Below are 13,858 nucleotides of genomic sequence, written 5' to 3'. Positions count from 1 at the left end.
ATCGAGGCGTCCGTCATGGCCAGACCACCAAACCTATTGCAGACGCGGAATGACGGCGACCGGCCGGTAGCCGTGCCTTTCGAGAAAGCCCGCCAGCCTTTCGGGGTCGGGGCGGAGCGGATCGCCATAGTCGCGAGCGTGGATGCCGCCCGAGACATAGAGCACGTCGAAGCCGTTGTCGGCCGCGCCCTTGACATCCGTCATCATGCCGTCGCCGATGGCGAGAACCTCGCCGCGCTCGACGGCGCGGCCAAGAAGGCCGGCGACCTCCTTCATGGCGACATCGTAGATCGGCGCGAAGGGCTTGCCGGCAATCAGCGTGCGCCCGCCCAATTGGGCGTAATCCCGCGCGAGCGCGCCGGCGCACCAGATGGTGCGCTCGCCGCGCTCCACCAGGATATCCGGATTGGCGCAAATGAACGGCAGATTGCGGGCACGCAGCCGCTGCAGCAGTTCGGCATAGTCGGCGGGCTTCTCGACCTCGTCGTCATAGAGGCCCGTGCAGACAATACCCGAGGCCTCGAATTCCTCGACCAGATCGACATCGAGCCCGTCATAGAGCGTGAAATCGCGCTCGGGGCCGATATGAAAGATCTTCCTCGGGCCATCGGCGATCAGGTCGCGGGTCACGTCGCCGGACGTGACGACCCGGTCGCAGGCATCGCCAGGGACGCCGATCACCTTCATCTGGGCGACGACGTCGGCGCTGCGACGCGGCGAATTGGTGATGAGCACCACAGGCACATCGGCCGCGCGCGCCCTTTCAAGTGCGGCGGCAGCGGCCGGAAAATGCCATTCGCCGTTGTGCACGACGCCCCATACGTCGCACAGTATGGCGGCGTAGCGCCCCGCCAGATCGTCGAGCGAAGCGATGATGTCAGGCGAATCCGCCATGCCGTGTCCCTGATTTCGATCATGAACCGCATCGCGCTGAAGGCCGCCGCGGTCCGCCCCGCATAGCCGAAGCGCCTCATCCTGTCACCAGCTTTCCCGACCTGCCCTTCCGTCAAGCGCGGACGGGGCAACACGTATCCGCCATGGGCGGACCGCCGGTTGCACAGGGTTAACGCGCAGTCAAAGAGGCGCCGCGTTCTTGACAGTTTCGCGAAAGCTGAAATTTAACGATTTATGACCATAGTACCAAACCAACTGCGACCATGGTCGTACTCCAACATGGATCTTTGGCGGGGGTAAGCACAATGATCCGCGATTTTTTTCACGACAGGCGGGGAAACTACGCCTTGATGACGGCCATCACGATGATACCACTGATGGGCGGCGTCGCGGTTGCCATAGACTACACCGAACTGGTGCGGGAACGGCAGGAGACGCTCAATGCGCTGGATGCCGCCGGCATCGCGACGGCACAGCAGATCGTCGGCGGGGCCAGCGACACGGACGCCAAGGCATATGCTAAAACCTTCTTCGAGGCCAATCTCAGGCACGTTCTTCCGGCGAACACAACGCTGACGGTCACATTGCCGAACAACAATGCCGGCGGCGGCACGCTGGTGCTCGAAGCCGGCCTGAAGTACCAGCCCTACTTCCTGCCGGCCGCGGTCGCGCTGCTCGGCGGAACACCCGGCCAGACCACTATCAACTTATCGGCGCGGTCTGAAATCCGACTCAAGAACACGTTGGAAGTGTCGCTGGTGCTCGACAATTCGGGCTCGATGACCGAGCTCGGCCACGGCTCGAGCCAGGTGCGGTTCGACCTTTTGAAGAGCGCCGCCAAGCAGCTTGTCGACCAACTTGCCGGCCAGGCGCAACTGATGAAGCAGGTTTCCAAGCCGGTTCAGTTCAGCCTGGTTCCGTTCGCTGCCTCGGTCAATATCGGCTCGGCGAACGCGTCGGCGACCTGGATGGACCAGGACGGCATCTCGCCCATCCAGCACGAAAATTTCGACTGGACGACGATGACCCAGGCGAATTCGCCCTGGCCACAGAGATATGTCGAGAAGGTCGGCAGCATCTGGTATGCGCGCGGCACTGATTGGGACGCCTCCCAGAAAGACAAGCCGCTGACGCGTTTCTCGCTTTACAAATGGATGCAGCGGATTTCGGCGTGCACCAAAGACTGGAACAACGTTTGCACGTCCAACATAACCTACGCCCCGATAGCGACTTGGGGCGGCTGCGTCGAGTCCCGTCCCTATCCTTATAACATCCAGGATACGGCCGCCTCGACCTCGACGCCGGCGACACTGTTCGTGCCGATGTTCGCGCCTGACGAAACCGACAATACCGACAGCAACTCCCGGCCGGCAAACAACAACTGGCACCTCGACGTCACGCCGAGCACCGACAACCCGACGCGCCAGAAATACATGCCGAAATATTTCAACTACGGCACCAAGGTCACCCCGGCCTACGGCAGCAATGCCGGCCCCAACACCAGTTGCAGCACGACGGCGATCACGCCGCTGACCGATGTCTCGACCTCTGGCGGCGCCACGACGGTCAAAAATGCGATCGACGCCATGGTCGACGTCGGCGCCACCAATGTCCCGGAAGGCATGGCGTGGGGCTGGCGGACGCTGTCGAGCACCGCGCCCTTCACCGAGGGACGCGCCGAGACCGAAAAAGGCAATGACAAGGTGCTGATCGTGCTCACCGACGGCGCCAATACCTATTACACGCCGACGTCGGTGACCGCGCAAAGCTATTCAGGATCGAACTGGAACCAGGGCGGCAACGATCTCTCCGGCAACAAGGCGATCTATTCGTCCCTTGGATACCTTGCCTATGGCAACGGCTCGAGCAGCCAGACGAAGCCGTTCGGAAGCACCTACACCTATGGCCGGCCGTTCCTCGGCACCAGCACCAATGTCAGCAAGACCGATTATTCGAACGCCAACTACACCAAGGCGATGAGCGAGCATCTTGCCACGCTGTGCGACAACGCCAAGGCCGCTAACATCATCGTCATGACCATCGCGCTCGACCTCGACTCCAGCAACACGGCCGAGGCGGCGCAGATGACAGCCTTGAAGACCTGCTCGTCGGACTCGCGTTTCAGGAAGGATCCGACCGACTCGACCAAGCCGGCGAAGCTGTTCTGGAACTCGACCGGCGCCACGCTGTCGGACGACTTCAAGGCGATCGGCAACGAGCTGTCGAACCTGCGCATCGTCAGCTGATCTGCTCGGACAAACGATCGAGGACGCCCGCCGCGAGACGGGCGTTTTTCATCGTGGGCCATGCCGTAGAATTGGTTTGGTTAGCGGTTGGTGAAGCCGCCGTTAAGCAATCGAGCGGTTTACCAAACCGGTCCTTCAGCGTTTTGTGGAAGTGTGGCCCGACAGAAAATCCGCCGGCGGGGGGCCGCTCAAGAGAAAATGCGCAAATTCTGGCATCACTTCTGCCGCGACCGGCGCGGAAACTATGCTCTCATGACGGCAATCGCCATGGTGCCGCTGATGGGGGCGGTGGCGATGGCGGTCGACTTCAGCGAGCTGAACCGCCAGAAGCAGATGGTGTTGAACGCGCTCGACGCCGCCAATTTCGCCGCGGCGCGGCGGCTTGCCGAAGGCGCCACGGACGATCAGATCAGAGCCTACGCGGTCGACTTCTTCAATGCCAACCTCAACAACATCGATCCCGCCAACATCTCGCTCGACATCACGTTACCCACCAGCCAGGCCGGCGGCGGCCTGCTCACGATGAGCGCGACGCTGAACTACCACCCTTACTTCTATCCGTCCTCCTCGCTGCTTGTCGGCGCATCCACGGCCGATGCGAACAAGTCGATCAACCTCGACATGGACTCCCAGGTGCGGCTGAAGAACACGCTGGAAGTGGCGATGGTGCTCGACAATTCGGGCTCCATGACAACGCCTGGCACAGGCACGGGACAGAAGCGCATCGACCTGCTCAAGCAGGCCGCCAAGCAGCTTGTCGACACGCTGGCGCAGCAGGCATCGCAGATCAAGCAGATCGACAAGCCGGTCCAGTTCAGCCTCGTGCCGTTCGCGGCATCGGTCAATGTTGGGCCCGACAACGACAACGCCCCGTGGATGGACGTCTATGGGCTGTCGCCGATAGCGAATGAGAATTTCGACTGGTCGACGCTGAACGTACCCGACAAATACGCCCAGAAGATCAGCGGCATATGGTACAAGAAAGGCGCCGGCTGGGGGGAAACTGAAGACCAGGTGCTGAGCCGCTTCTCGCTCTATCGCGACATGCAGGTGGTGACCAGCCACGAGCGCATCGTCGGCAGCAAACGCGTCGTGTGCGACCAGTACCGCTCCGACAACACCTGCAAGCGCAGCCACAACGAATACGACTACAACGACACCTATGGCCCGTTCGCCAGTTGGCAGGGTTGCGTGGAAGTGCGCCCCTATCCCTACAATGTCGACGACACGCCGGCCTCGGGCGGGCCCAACAACACTGGCATCGGCGTCGGCGATCCGGCGACGATGTTCGTGCCGATGTTCGCGCCCGACGAGCCAGGCAACCAGTGGAAGGTGACCCAGGATCCGGACGAGCCAAACCCGGTCACCTACGGCGCCGCCAACAGCTGGTGGAACGACGATCCGACGAGCACCACCGGCAAGACGCGCCAATCCAACATGGCCAAGTATTTCATGCCCCGGCCGATCGATGCGCCGGTGCTGTCGAAAGGCGCCGGCCCGAATTACAGCTGCACCACCACGCCGATCACGCCGCTCACCGACGTCACCAATGCGGACGGGCTTGCGGCCATCAAGGCGGCGATCGACCTGATGCAACCCAACGGCAACACCAATGTGCCCGAAGGCACGGCCTGGGGCTGGCGCACCGTATCGAGCGCCGAACCCTTTACCGAAGGCCGTCCGGAATCCGAGCGCGGCAACGACAAGGTCGTCATCGTTCTCACCGACGGCGAGAACACCTATTCGACGGTCAATTCCGACCCGGCCGGCAACAAGTCGACCTATGCCGCCTACGGCTATACCGGCGTCGGCTATAACGGCACCTCGGTCACCCGCCTGTTCGGCGGCACGTCGAGCGCCATCGGCCAGTTCAACTACTCGTCGAGCAACTACACCGCGGCGATGAACGAGCAGATGGCGAAGCTGTGCGACAACGCCAAGGCGGCCAAGATCATGGTGATGACGGTGGCGCTCGACATGTCGTCGACCAGTTCAAGCGACCAGAAGGCGATGGCCGCGCTGAAGGCCTGCTCTTCCGATTCCCGCTTCCGCAAGGATCCGACCGACCCCAGCAAACCGGCCAAGCTGTTCTGGAACGCGACCGGCGCAACGCTCTCCGACAACTTCAAGGAGATTGCCAACGAGTTGTCGAACCTGCGCGTGGTCGGATAAGGCGCACTGGCGCAACGGGTACCAGCCGCCAACCCCTTGCGAGTTCCCGCGAAGCGGCGCACATCTCGGGCACTTTCCGGAGCCATCGATGCCCGACGCCGCCAACCATCTCACTTTCGCGCTGATCTGCCTCGGCATGGTGCTCACGCCTGGGCCGAACATGATCTACCTGATCTCGCGCTCGCTGTCGCAAGGGCCGAAAGCCGGGCTGATCTCGCTCGGCGGCGTGGCGCTGGGCTTCCTGTTCTACGTGGTGTCGGCGGCCTTCGGCATCACCGCGCTCATCTTCGCCGTGCCTTATGCCTACGACGCGCTTCGCTTCGCCGGCGCGCTCTATCTGTTGTGGCTCGCCTGGCAGGCGCTGAAGCCCGGCGGGCGCTCGCCCTTTCAGGTCCGCGAGTTGCCGAGGGACAGGCCGCGCAAGCTTTTCGTCATGGGGCTGATGACCAACCTGCTCAATCCGAAGGTGGCGGTGCTCTATCTGTCGTTGCTGCCGCAGTTCATCAATCCGGCCAAGGGCCATGTCCTGTCGCAGCTTCTGGTGCTCGGCGTGACGCAGATTTCGATCAGCCTCACCGTCAACGCCATCATCGCCGTGACGGCCGGCTCCATCGCGAATTTCCTCGCCGGACGGCCGTTCTGGCTGGTCGTCCAGCGCTGGATGATGGGCACGGTGCTGACGGCGCTGGCCCTGAAGATGGCGACCGAGGCGCAAAGATAGCCGTCACCTCCAAGAACGCAGCCGTCTACATCGGCCGGCGTACAGGCCGGATCTGCTCCGGCTCGACCACCTTGCGGTAGAGATGCCAGGTCGCGTGGCCGAGGATCGGCATGACGACGGCAAGCCCGGCAAACAGCGGGATCGAGCCGACCACCAGCAGCACGGCGACCGTAAGCCCCCAAAGCGCCATCGTCAGAGGATTGGCCATGACGGCGCGGGCCGAGGTTTCGATCGCCGAGACGGCGCCGACATCGCGGTCGAGCAACAGCGGAAAGGCAATGACGGTGGTGGCCAAAACGACGACGGCGAAAACGAAACCGACGGCGTTGCCGACGAGGATCAGCGTCCAGCCCTTGCCGGTCATCAGCACGTCGCGCACAAAGGCGCCGACCGAGGCGGGCGGCTCGGCGCCGAACAGGCCGGTATAGAGCGACTGCGCGGCGAACAGCCACAAAAGGAACAGCGCGAAGAGCAGGATACCGATGACCGCGATCGAGGGCAGCGCCGGCGAATGGCGCACGTCGAGCGCATGATGCCAGCGGCTGCTCATGCCGAGCTCGCGCCGGCGGCTGATCTCATAGAGGCCAATGGCTGCGAAGGGCCCGATCAGCGCGAAGCCCGACATCAGCGGATAGACGAGCTGAATGGCGTTGGAGCCGGAGCTCCACCGCGTCAGGATCAGGCCGACGATCGGATAGATCAGGCACAGGAACACATAGTGCGACGGCTTGGCCCAGAAATCCGCGGCGCCGAGCTTCAGCGCATCCCAGAGGTCCGAGGTGGAGATGTGGCGCACCGTGGGCTGCACATGCATCCCGCGCGCGTCCGTCATGACATGAAAACCGGCCATAACCGTCCCTCCGTTTGTCAGTGCATGAGCCCGAAAACCAGGAGGTTCTCGCCAAGCAATCATGCGCCAGATCAACGCGGGTCGGTCACCGCCTGCGGTGGCCGCCCGTGCTGCCACTTCAAGAACGACCGCATCATAATCGATCTTCCGGGAAAAGTCGCCGCCTCATGCGATTTTCATCGCCTGCCCGGCAAAAGCCACGATCGCCGGTATCAGAGGCCGGATGAGCATCGCCATCACAGCCCTCCCCGACCTGAACCGCCGTTTTCTGCTCAAGGCCGCCGGCCTTGCGGCGCTTGCCGGCATCGCCGCCTGCAGCACCGTCACGGTGCCGACTGGCGAAGGCGCCGGCGTCTCTTCGTCCGCCACGGCGACACTGGCCGGTCTTCGCGCCTCGGCAGGGCTGCCGGCGCTGGCCCCTGACACGCAGCTCGAACAGGCGGCATTGCAGCAGGCCGGCTATATGGCCTCGCGCGAGCGCATGAGCCACACCACCGGCTGGGGCAAGGATTTCGCCTCGCGCATGAAGGACAATGGCGTGCGTGGCGCCGCCGCCGAAAACATCGCCGAGGGCCGTTTCGACCTTGAGAAGCTGTTCGACATCTGGATGCATTCGGCCGGACACCGCCGCAACATGCTCGATACGGACTTCAGCCGTTTCGGGCTGGCTTACGTGCGCGACGGCCGAGATCCGGCGCTGCGCTATTGGGCGCTGGTGCTGGGCCGTTGAAAAGGCGGCCGGCTTAGATCAGCGGCTTTATCAATCCATATGCGCCGCTGGCGCCCCGCCTACGGGCGCGGCCCTGGGCTTGCGCAGCAGAACGACGAATGGAATCGCGGCCAGCGTCATCACCATCAGGATCTTGAAGTCGTTGATGTAGGAGATCATCATCGCCTGGACATTCACGGCGCGGTCGACCTGCGAAAGCGCTGCGGGATCGCCGGCGGCCGCCGCCGGAGACGCGGCCCACAGGTTCGGGTTGTACGGGTTGATGAAGGCCGAAAGCTCGGTGTGGTTGATCTGGGTGTTGCGCACCATCAACGCCGCGACCACCGATACGCCGATGGACGAGCCCAGATTGCGCACCAGGCTGAACAGCGAGGTGGCGTCGGTGCGGTAGCGCGCGTCGAGCGTGGCGAAGGCGACCGTCGACAGCGGCACGAACACCATGCCCATGCCGAGACCCTGGACGACGCCCGAAGAGATGATCAGCCAATTGTCCATCTGCGGCGTGAAGCTCGCCATCGTATAGAGCGACTGCGCGGTGAGCAGGAAGCCGATGGCGACGAGGACCCTGGCATCGATCCTGTGCATGATGCGGCCGACGACCAGCATCGAAATCATCGTGCCGATGCCGCGCGGACCCAGCACGACGCCGATGGTCACGGTCGGGTAGCCGAAGATGTTTGCCAGCATCGGCGGCAACAGCGACATCGAGGCCAGGATCAGCACACCCATGACGAAGATGAAGCCCAGCCCGGTCACGAAATTGCGGTCGAGGAAGATTTTTGGATCGATGAAGGGATGCTCTGATGTCACCGTGTGGATGATGAACACCCAGAAGCCGGTGAGCGACAGAGCGAGCTCGATCCAGATCTCGGCCGAGTTGAACCAGTCGACCTCGCCGCCGCGGTCGAGCAGAAGCTGCAGCGCGCCGACGCCGATCGACAGCATGGCGAAGCCGAAGAAGTCGAAGCCGCGCATGCGCTTGGCGACGACGGGCAGATAGGCGGCCATGCCGAGGAAGGCGAGGATGCCGACCGGCAGGTTGATGAAGAACACCCAGCGCCAATTGAAGTTTTCCGTCAGCCAGCCGCCGAGTGTCGGCCCCAGGATCGGCCCAAGCATGATGCCGGCGCCCCAGATCGCCATCGCCTGGCCATGGCGCTCCTTCGGGTTGATGTCGAGCAGGAAGGTCTGCGACAGCGGCACGATGGCCGCGCCGAACACGCCCTGCAACAGCCGGAAGAGCACCATCGTCTCGAGACTCCAGGCAAGGCCGCAGAGCATGGAGAAGATGGTGAAGCCGACAACGGAGGCGAGGAACAGCTCCTTGCGGCCAAGCCGGTCGGCAAGCCAGCCGGTGACCGGCGTCATGATTGCCGCGGCCACGATATAGGAGGTCAGCACCCAGTTGATGTTGTCGGGCGACGCGCCGAGGTCGCCGGTCATGGTCGGCAGCGCGACATTGGCGATCGTGGTGTCGAGCGCCTGCATGATCGTCGCCAGCATCAGCGCGACCGTGATCAGTCCGCGATGCGGCACTTCCTTGAAGGCTTCGGGCGTGCTCATGATGCTGAACTTCCAGCAGGTAACAAAAACGTGTACACTAGAGCATGATGCCGAAAAGTGTGAAGCGGCCTTCGGACGACATCATGCTCTATCTCTTTGATTTAGAGGCGGATTCAGATTTCAGGCCGAACAGACCTGAAATCATCCGGCTCTAGGTTTCCGGGCGGCAAAGCCTTCCATTGAGAGACCTTCATCGCGGTGGGACGCGACTATCGATGTGGGGGTTACATCGACCGAAAGTCTCTGTTGGAGCGGATGCCTGCCGCCCGGAAACCTGAGGACCGACGGGTCCGCGACGAGGCCCCAGCTTTCGAACCAGCCGCCATGCGGCTTGCCTCGCTGATCCTTGTCAGTCCTCCCATCAGACCAATCCCCTCAATGCCCGCGCCGCGTCGCGACGGGCCTCGCTGCCGTTACTGCGCGTGCTCCCCTGCCGCGGCGTGGCCGAAGATCGACGGCAGGCCGCGCGCCACGCCGGTGTCGACGGTGACGGTGGCGCTCATGCCGGTGCGCAGCGCCATCTTGGCATCGGGATCGGTCAGTTCCAGGCGTACGGGAATGCGCTGCGTGACCTTGACCCAGTTGCCGGTGGCGTTTTGCGCGGGCAGCAGCGAGAACTCCGCGCCCGTGCCGGCGCCGATCGCCTTGACGATCGCCTCGAATGTGCGGCCCGGATAGGTGTCGACGACGATCTCGGCCTTCTGGCCCGGCTTCATGTTGGTGAGCTGGGTCTCCTTGAAATTGGCGTCGATCCAGGTGTCGCCGGTCTCGACCAGTGCGAACAGCGGCGTGCCGACGGAGACATACTGGCCGACCTTGAAGGAGGCGGCCTGGTAGATGACGCCGTCGGCCGGCGCCTTCACGGTTGTCTGCGCCAGATCGTAGGCGGCCTTGTCGCGCGTGGCCAAGGCCGCCATCACGGTCGGATGCTTGTCGGTCTCGATGTCCGGATTGCCGCCGAGCGCCGCCTTGGCGCTGACGATGCCCTGCTCCGCGACAGCCAACTGCTGCTTGGCCTTGTCGAGGTCGTTGCGGGCCTGGTCGAGCGAGGACTTGGCGTTGATGCCCTTCTGCGCGAGATCGGCGGCGCGGCCATATTGCGACTGCGCATAGTCGACTTCGCTGGAGGCGGACCTTTCCTGCGCCGTCGCCTGGCTGTAAGCGGCGCGCAACTGCTCGACATTGAGGCGCGCGGCGGCGACCGCCGCATCGGCCTGGGCGAGCGCGATCCTGTAAGGCTCGGGATCGATGACGAAGAGAAGGTCGCCCTGCTTGACCAGTTGATTATCGGCGATACCGACCTGGACGATGCGGCCGGCCGTGTCGGAGGCGACCGAAATCCTGGCCTGCTGCAGATTGGCGTTCTCGGTTTCCTGATAGCGGCCGCCTGTTACCCAGACATACGCGCCGCCAACGAGCAGGGCCAGCGGCAAGGCGACCATCAACAGGAAGCGGCCGAGACGGCGCTTCTTCTTCGGCGCGGCCGGAGCCGGCTGCGGCGCAGGCGCCACCGCGACCGGAGCGGCAGCCGGCTGCGCGGGGGCCTCGGCGACCGGCTGTGCCGGCGCATTGGCGACCGGCTGCGCCGACGCATTGGCGACCGGCTGTGCCGGCGCACTCAGCTTCGTGACGTTGTCGTCTTCCCGCTTGGCTACCGCGCTCATGCCGCCGCCCCTTCCCTGCTCTTTATCTTTTCGAGGGACGATGCCTCGCCGTCCGTCAGGTTCTGCACGATCGTGTCCAACACCCGGACCAGGATGCGCCGCTCTTGAGGCGAAACACCAGTCAACGACTCCTCGTAGACCTCGCCGGCAAGGCTTTTGACGTCGGCGTAAGCGGCGCTCGCCTTCTCGGTCGGGAAGATCATGCGCACGCGCCGGTCGGTGGCATCCTGGCGGCGCTCGATCCAGCCGCCCTCCTCCATGCGATCGACGAGGCGCGAGACGCTGATCGGCTCGATTTCGAGCAGCTCAGCCAGCCGCGCCTGGGTGATGCCTTCTTCCTTGGCAACGCGCACCATCAGCCGCCATTGCGCCGAGGAAAGACCCAACCCACTGGCACGCACCTCGAAACGCTTGCGCATCAGGCGCTGCACGTCGTGGATCAAAAATCCCAATCTGTCGATACCATCTGAAACCATGAGCGATACATATAATAAGCGTGCTTACTATTCAAGCGGATGCTTTGTGCCAGGTAGCCAGCAAATCGAGATATCAGGCACCCGATGCGTCGATGGTTAGTGTCCGGTGAAGATAGCTCCGTGCCTTCGTCGCCTGCACGATGGGATTTCTCGGCGGACTCGTCGCCTCGGCGATCAAGCGCGACCAGGGCGTCAAGGACCGGGGCCACCTGATCGAAGGTTCATGGCGGCATGCTCGACCGCACCGGCAGCCTGGCCTTCGCTGCGCCGATCTTCTTCCACATCGTGCGCTGTTTCTGGACGGTTTAATTACCGGTCAGAGCCGGTTACGCATCAGCAAGGTGACGACGAAGAACGCGCCGAGCGAGCTGGTGATGATGCCAATCGGCAGTTCCTGCGGCGGCAAAAGCGTGCGGGCCAGCAGATCGCTGGCCAACAGCAGGATGGCGCCGAACAGCGCGCAGGCGATGACCAGGTTGCGATGCAAGGGGCCGGAGAGCGGCCGGCTGAGATGAGGGATCATCAGGCCGACGAAGCCGATGACGCCGGCCACGGCAACGAGAATGGCGGTCGCCAGGGCGGCGACGAGGAATGTCGCGCGGCGCATCCTCGCCACCGGCACGCCAAGGCTCTCGGCGGCGCTTTCGCCGGCGAGGAAAGCATCGAAGCGGCGGTGGTTCCACAGGCCATAGGCGAGGATGATGCCAGCGCCAAGCGCCGCCAGGCCGATATTGTCCCAGCGGGCAAGACCGAGCCCGCCCATGGTCCAGAACAACACCGAATGGGCAGCGCGCTGATCGCCGGCGAACACGAGATAGTTGGTCAAGGCAGTGAACAGAAATGAGACGGCGAGGCCGGCCAGGATCAGCCGCTCAGGCCCCTGCCCCTTCACCCGCGACACCAGCAGAAGCACGATCGCCGCCGCCAGCACGCCGCCGGTGAAGGCGGCAAGCGGCAGCGTCCAGACGCCGAACGTGTCGCCGAATACGGTGATGACGGAGACCGCGCCGGCCGCCGCGCCCGAGGAGAGGCCAAACAGGAACGGATCGGCGAGGTCGTTGCGAGTGACCGTCTGTAGCAGCGCGCCGACCACGCCAAGGCCGGCGCCGACGGCGATCGCCAGCAACGTGCGCGGCAGCCTCAGGTCGACGACGATGCTGCCGACCGGGCCGGATGGGCTCTGGCTGCCCAGTCCGGCCGCATGCGCCAGCGCGCCGACGACCTGGCGCAGAGGTATCAGCGTCGAGCCATAGGCGATCGAAAGCAGCCCGAGCGCGACCAGCAGCGCCGCGCCAAGCATCATGGCCAAAGCGAACGATCGGCGGCGCAGGTTCACGGCGTGGGACCTGCCGCCGCGATACCGCCGTCCGGGATTAGCCGAGGCATCCGCGACTTCGTCGATGCCGCAAGGGCCGTCCACCCATCATTCCAGGGTCTGTGCGACGGCGCTTCGCTCCTTGCTCCGCCCGTGGATGACGAAGTCGCGAGTGTTTTGGCCAATCTCCAAAGCGGCCGATTCACAGGCAGGCGATCCGTCAATGAAGCCATCCCCACCCCATCAGAACTCCAGGCCTAAAACGCTTCCGGATGCATGGCCCTGGCGATCTTGCCGATCGCCTCGATGTTGGCGGGTCCGGGCGTCAGCTCGGCGTAGCGCAGCGCGACGAACCGCTCGTTCCTGACAGCGTCGGTCTCCTTCATGGCCGGATGGACTTTAAGGAAATCGAGCAGCTTCCTGTAGCCGCCGCCGTCCTGGTAATCGAGCAGGATGAGGAACTGTGGATTGCGCGAGGCGACCGTCTCCCAGTCGGTGTTGCCCCAACTCGTCTCCATGTCGGCCATTATGTTTTCGCCGCCGGCGGCTGCGATCATGGCGTTGGGAATGGCGAACTTGCCGGCGGTGAAGGGCTTGTCCTCGCCGGAATCGTAGAGGAACACGCGCGTGCCCTTGCGGTCGCCGACCTTGGCGGTGATATCGGCAAGCTCGGCCTTCCAGCCGGCGACCAGCTTTTCGGCCTCCGTCTCTTTGCCGAAGATCTTGCCGAGCTTCTCGACGTCGCCATAGAGCAAGTCCATCGAGGCGGCGGGCCGGTTCTTGTCGAGATGGACGCAGCTTTCGGTCAGCACCAGCGTCTTGATGCCGTGTGGGGCGAGCGTGTCGGGCGTGACCTCGCCGCCCGGCTTCATGCCGTAGTACCAGCCGGCGAAGAAGAAATCCGGCTGCACGGCGACGAGGTTTTCCAGCGTCGGATATTTTGGCGCCAGCTCCGGGATGGAGCCCTGCCCGGCCTTGAACTCGGGGCCGACCTTGTACCAGCCGGTGATGCCGGTAAGCCCGACGATCGACGGCTGCAGCTTCAGCACGAAGGCCATCTCGGCCATGTTGAGGTCCTGGATGACGGCGCGTTTTGGCGGTGCATCGAAGGTGAGCGGCTTGCCGCAGCTGTCGACGGTGACCGGGAAGGCGAAGGCGACCGAGGCGAGAAGCGAGAAGGCAAACGACAAAGCGAGGCGTTTCACGGGATGGTGCTCCTTGTTTGGG

At 63.8% G+C, this 13,858-nt stretch carries 11 protein-coding genes and 1 pseudogene; 5 read left to right on the top strand and 7 right to left on the bottom strand.

The genetic code is table 11. The features are described 5' to 3' along the window. Positions 1 to 33 precede the first annotated feature (33 nt). Complete coding sequence (locus FJW07_RS07250; RefSeq protein WP_140855439.1) at positions 34 to 894, bottom strand: TIGR01459 family HAD-type hydrolase; 861 nt, start codon at positions 892 to 894, stop codon at positions 34 to 36. A gap of 305 nt (positions 895 to 1,199) precedes the next feature. Between FJW07_RS07250 and FJW07_RS07245 the strand changes: the two genes are divergently transcribed. The 3 genes from FJW07_RS07245 to FJW07_RS07235 all read left to right on the top strand — a co-directional run bounded on the left by FJW07_RS07245 (position 1,200) and on the right by FJW07_RS07235 (position 6,033). Next, the gene (locus FJW07_RS07245) at positions 1,200 to 3,140 is read left to right on the top strand and encodes a pilus assembly protein (protein WP_140855437.1); all 1,941 of its coding nucleotides are present in this window, start codon (positions 1,200 to 1,202) and stop codon (positions 3,138 to 3,140) included. A gap of 198 nt (positions 3,141 to 3,338) precedes the next feature. Next, positions 3,339 to 5,312, top strand: coding sequence for a pilus assembly protein (locus FJW07_RS07240; RefSeq protein ID WP_140855435.1), 1,974 nt, complete (start codon positions 3,339 to 3,341; stop codon positions 5,310 to 5,312). 88 nt (positions 5,313 to 5,400) lie between these two features. Continuing rightward, positions 5,401 to 6,033: a LysE family translocator gene (locus FJW07_RS07235; protein ID WP_140656967.1), complete on the top strand. Its 633-nt coding sequence runs from the start codon at positions 5,401 to 5,403 to the stop codon at positions 6,031 to 6,033. A gap of 25 nt (positions 6,034 to 6,058) precedes the next feature. Here the strand turns inward: FJW07_RS07235 and FJW07_RS07230 are convergent, their stop codons facing one another. After that, positions 6,059 to 6,883: a DUF2189 domain-containing protein gene (locus FJW07_RS07230; protein ID WP_140855434.1), complete on the bottom strand. Its 825-nt coding sequence runs from the start codon at positions 6,881 to 6,883 to the stop codon at positions 6,059 to 6,061. 223 nt (positions 6,884 to 7,106) lie between these two features. Between FJW07_RS07230 and FJW07_RS07225 the strand changes: the two genes are divergently transcribed. After that, positions 7,107 to 7,613 carry a CAP domain-containing protein gene (locus FJW07_RS07225; protein WP_140855432.1) on the top strand — a complete coding sequence of 169 codons (507 nt, stop codon included), beginning with the start codon at positions 7,107 to 7,109 and terminating at the stop codon, positions 7,611 to 7,613. Positions 7,614 to 7,643: 30 nt separating this feature from the next. Here the strand turns inward: FJW07_RS07225 and FJW07_RS07220 are convergent, their stop codons facing one another. The 3 genes from FJW07_RS07220 to FJW07_RS07210 form a co-directional block, all read right to left on the bottom strand. Further along, positions 7,644 to 9,176, bottom strand: a complete 1,533-nt coding sequence (locus FJW07_RS07220) for a DHA2 family efflux MFS transporter permease subunit (RefSeq protein WP_140855430.1) — start codon at positions 9,174 to 9,176, stop codon at positions 7,644 to 7,646. 413 nt (positions 9,177 to 9,589) lie between these two features. Next, complete coding sequence (locus FJW07_RS07215; RefSeq protein ID WP_140855428.1) at positions 9,590 to 10,840, bottom strand: HlyD family secretion protein; 1,251 nt, start codon at positions 10,838 to 10,840, stop codon at positions 9,590 to 9,592. After that, the gene (locus FJW07_RS07210) at positions 10,837 to 11,316 is read right to left on the bottom strand and encodes a MarR family transcriptional regulator (protein ID WP_140656956.1); all 480 of its coding nucleotides are present in this window, start codon (positions 11,314 to 11,316) and stop codon (positions 10,837 to 10,839) included. The genes FJW07_RS07215 and FJW07_RS07210 overlap by 4 nt, the downstream gene beginning before the upstream one ends. A gap of 128 nt (positions 11,317 to 11,444) precedes the next feature. Between FJW07_RS07210 and FJW07_RS07205 the strand changes: the two are divergent. Further along, positions 11,445 to 11,625, top strand: a pseudogene (locus FJW07_RS07205) (phosphatidate cytidylyltransferase); the annotation flags it as partial. Positions 11,626 to 11,632: 7 nt separating this feature from the next. Here FJW07_RS07205 and FJW07_RS07200 read toward each other — a convergent pair. Further along, positions 11,633 to 12,619, bottom strand: coding sequence for an iron ABC transporter permease (locus FJW07_RS07200; RefSeq protein ID WP_140855752.1), 987 nt, complete (start codon positions 12,617 to 12,619; stop codon positions 11,633 to 11,635). A gap of 269 nt (positions 12,620 to 12,888) precedes the next feature. Next, a complete protein-coding gene (locus tag FJW07_RS07195; protein ID WP_140855426.1) occupies positions 12,889 to 13,836 on the bottom strand; it encodes an ABC transporter substrate-binding protein in 948 nt (315 codons plus the stop codon). Positions 13,837 to 13,858 lie beyond the last annotated feature (22 nt).

The organism is Mesorhizobium sp. B3-1-9 (genome assembly GCF_006439595.1).
Taxonomy (GTDB): Bacteria; Pseudomonadota; Alphaproteobacteria; order Rhizobiales; family Rhizobiaceae; genus Mesorhizobium.
Note: the sequence above shows the minus strand (reverse complement) of the source record. Positions and strands in the feature narration are given on the sequence as shown.

Bases quoted from the DNA above. Each gene is read 5' to 3' on its own strand.
- FJW07_RS07230 (WP_140855434.1), bottom strand. From the start codon at position 6,883: ATGGCCGGTTTTCATGTCATGACGGACGCGCGCGGGATGCATGTGCAG.
- FJW07_RS07215 (WP_140855428.1), bottom strand. From the start codon at position 10,840: ATGAGCGCGGTAGCCAAGCGGGAAGACGACAACGTCACGAAGCTGAGT.
- FJW07_RS07220 (WP_140855430.1), bottom strand. From the start codon at position 9,176: ATGAGCACGCCCGAAGCCTTCAAGGAAGTGCCGCATCGCGGACTGATC.
- FJW07_RS07200 (WP_140855752.1), bottom strand. From the start codon at position 12,619: ATGATGCTTGGCGCGGCGCTGCTGGTCGCGCTCGGGCTGCTTTCGATC.
- FJW07_RS07225 (WP_140855432.1), top strand. From the start codon at position 7,107: ATGAGCATCGCCATCACAGCCCTCCCCGACCTGAACCGCCGTTTTCTG.
- FJW07_RS07240 (WP_140855435.1), top strand. From the start codon at position 3,339: ATGCGCAAATTCTGGCATCACTTCTGCCGCGACCGGCGCGGAAACTAT.
- FJW07_RS07250 (WP_140855439.1), bottom strand. From the start codon at position 894: ATGGCGGATTCGCCTGACATCATCGCTTCGCTCGACGATCTGGCGGGG.
- FJW07_RS07210 (WP_140656956.1), bottom strand. From the start codon at position 11,316: ATGGTTTCAGATGGTATCGACAGATTGGGATTTTTGATCCACGACGTG.
- FJW07_RS07245 (WP_140855437.1), top strand. From the start codon at position 1,200: ATGATCCGCGATTTTTTTCACGACAGGCGGGGAAACTACGCCTTGATG.
- FJW07_RS07235 (WP_140656967.1), top strand. From the start codon at position 5,401: ATGCCCGACGCCGCCAACCATCTCACTTTCGCGCTGATCTGCCTCGGC.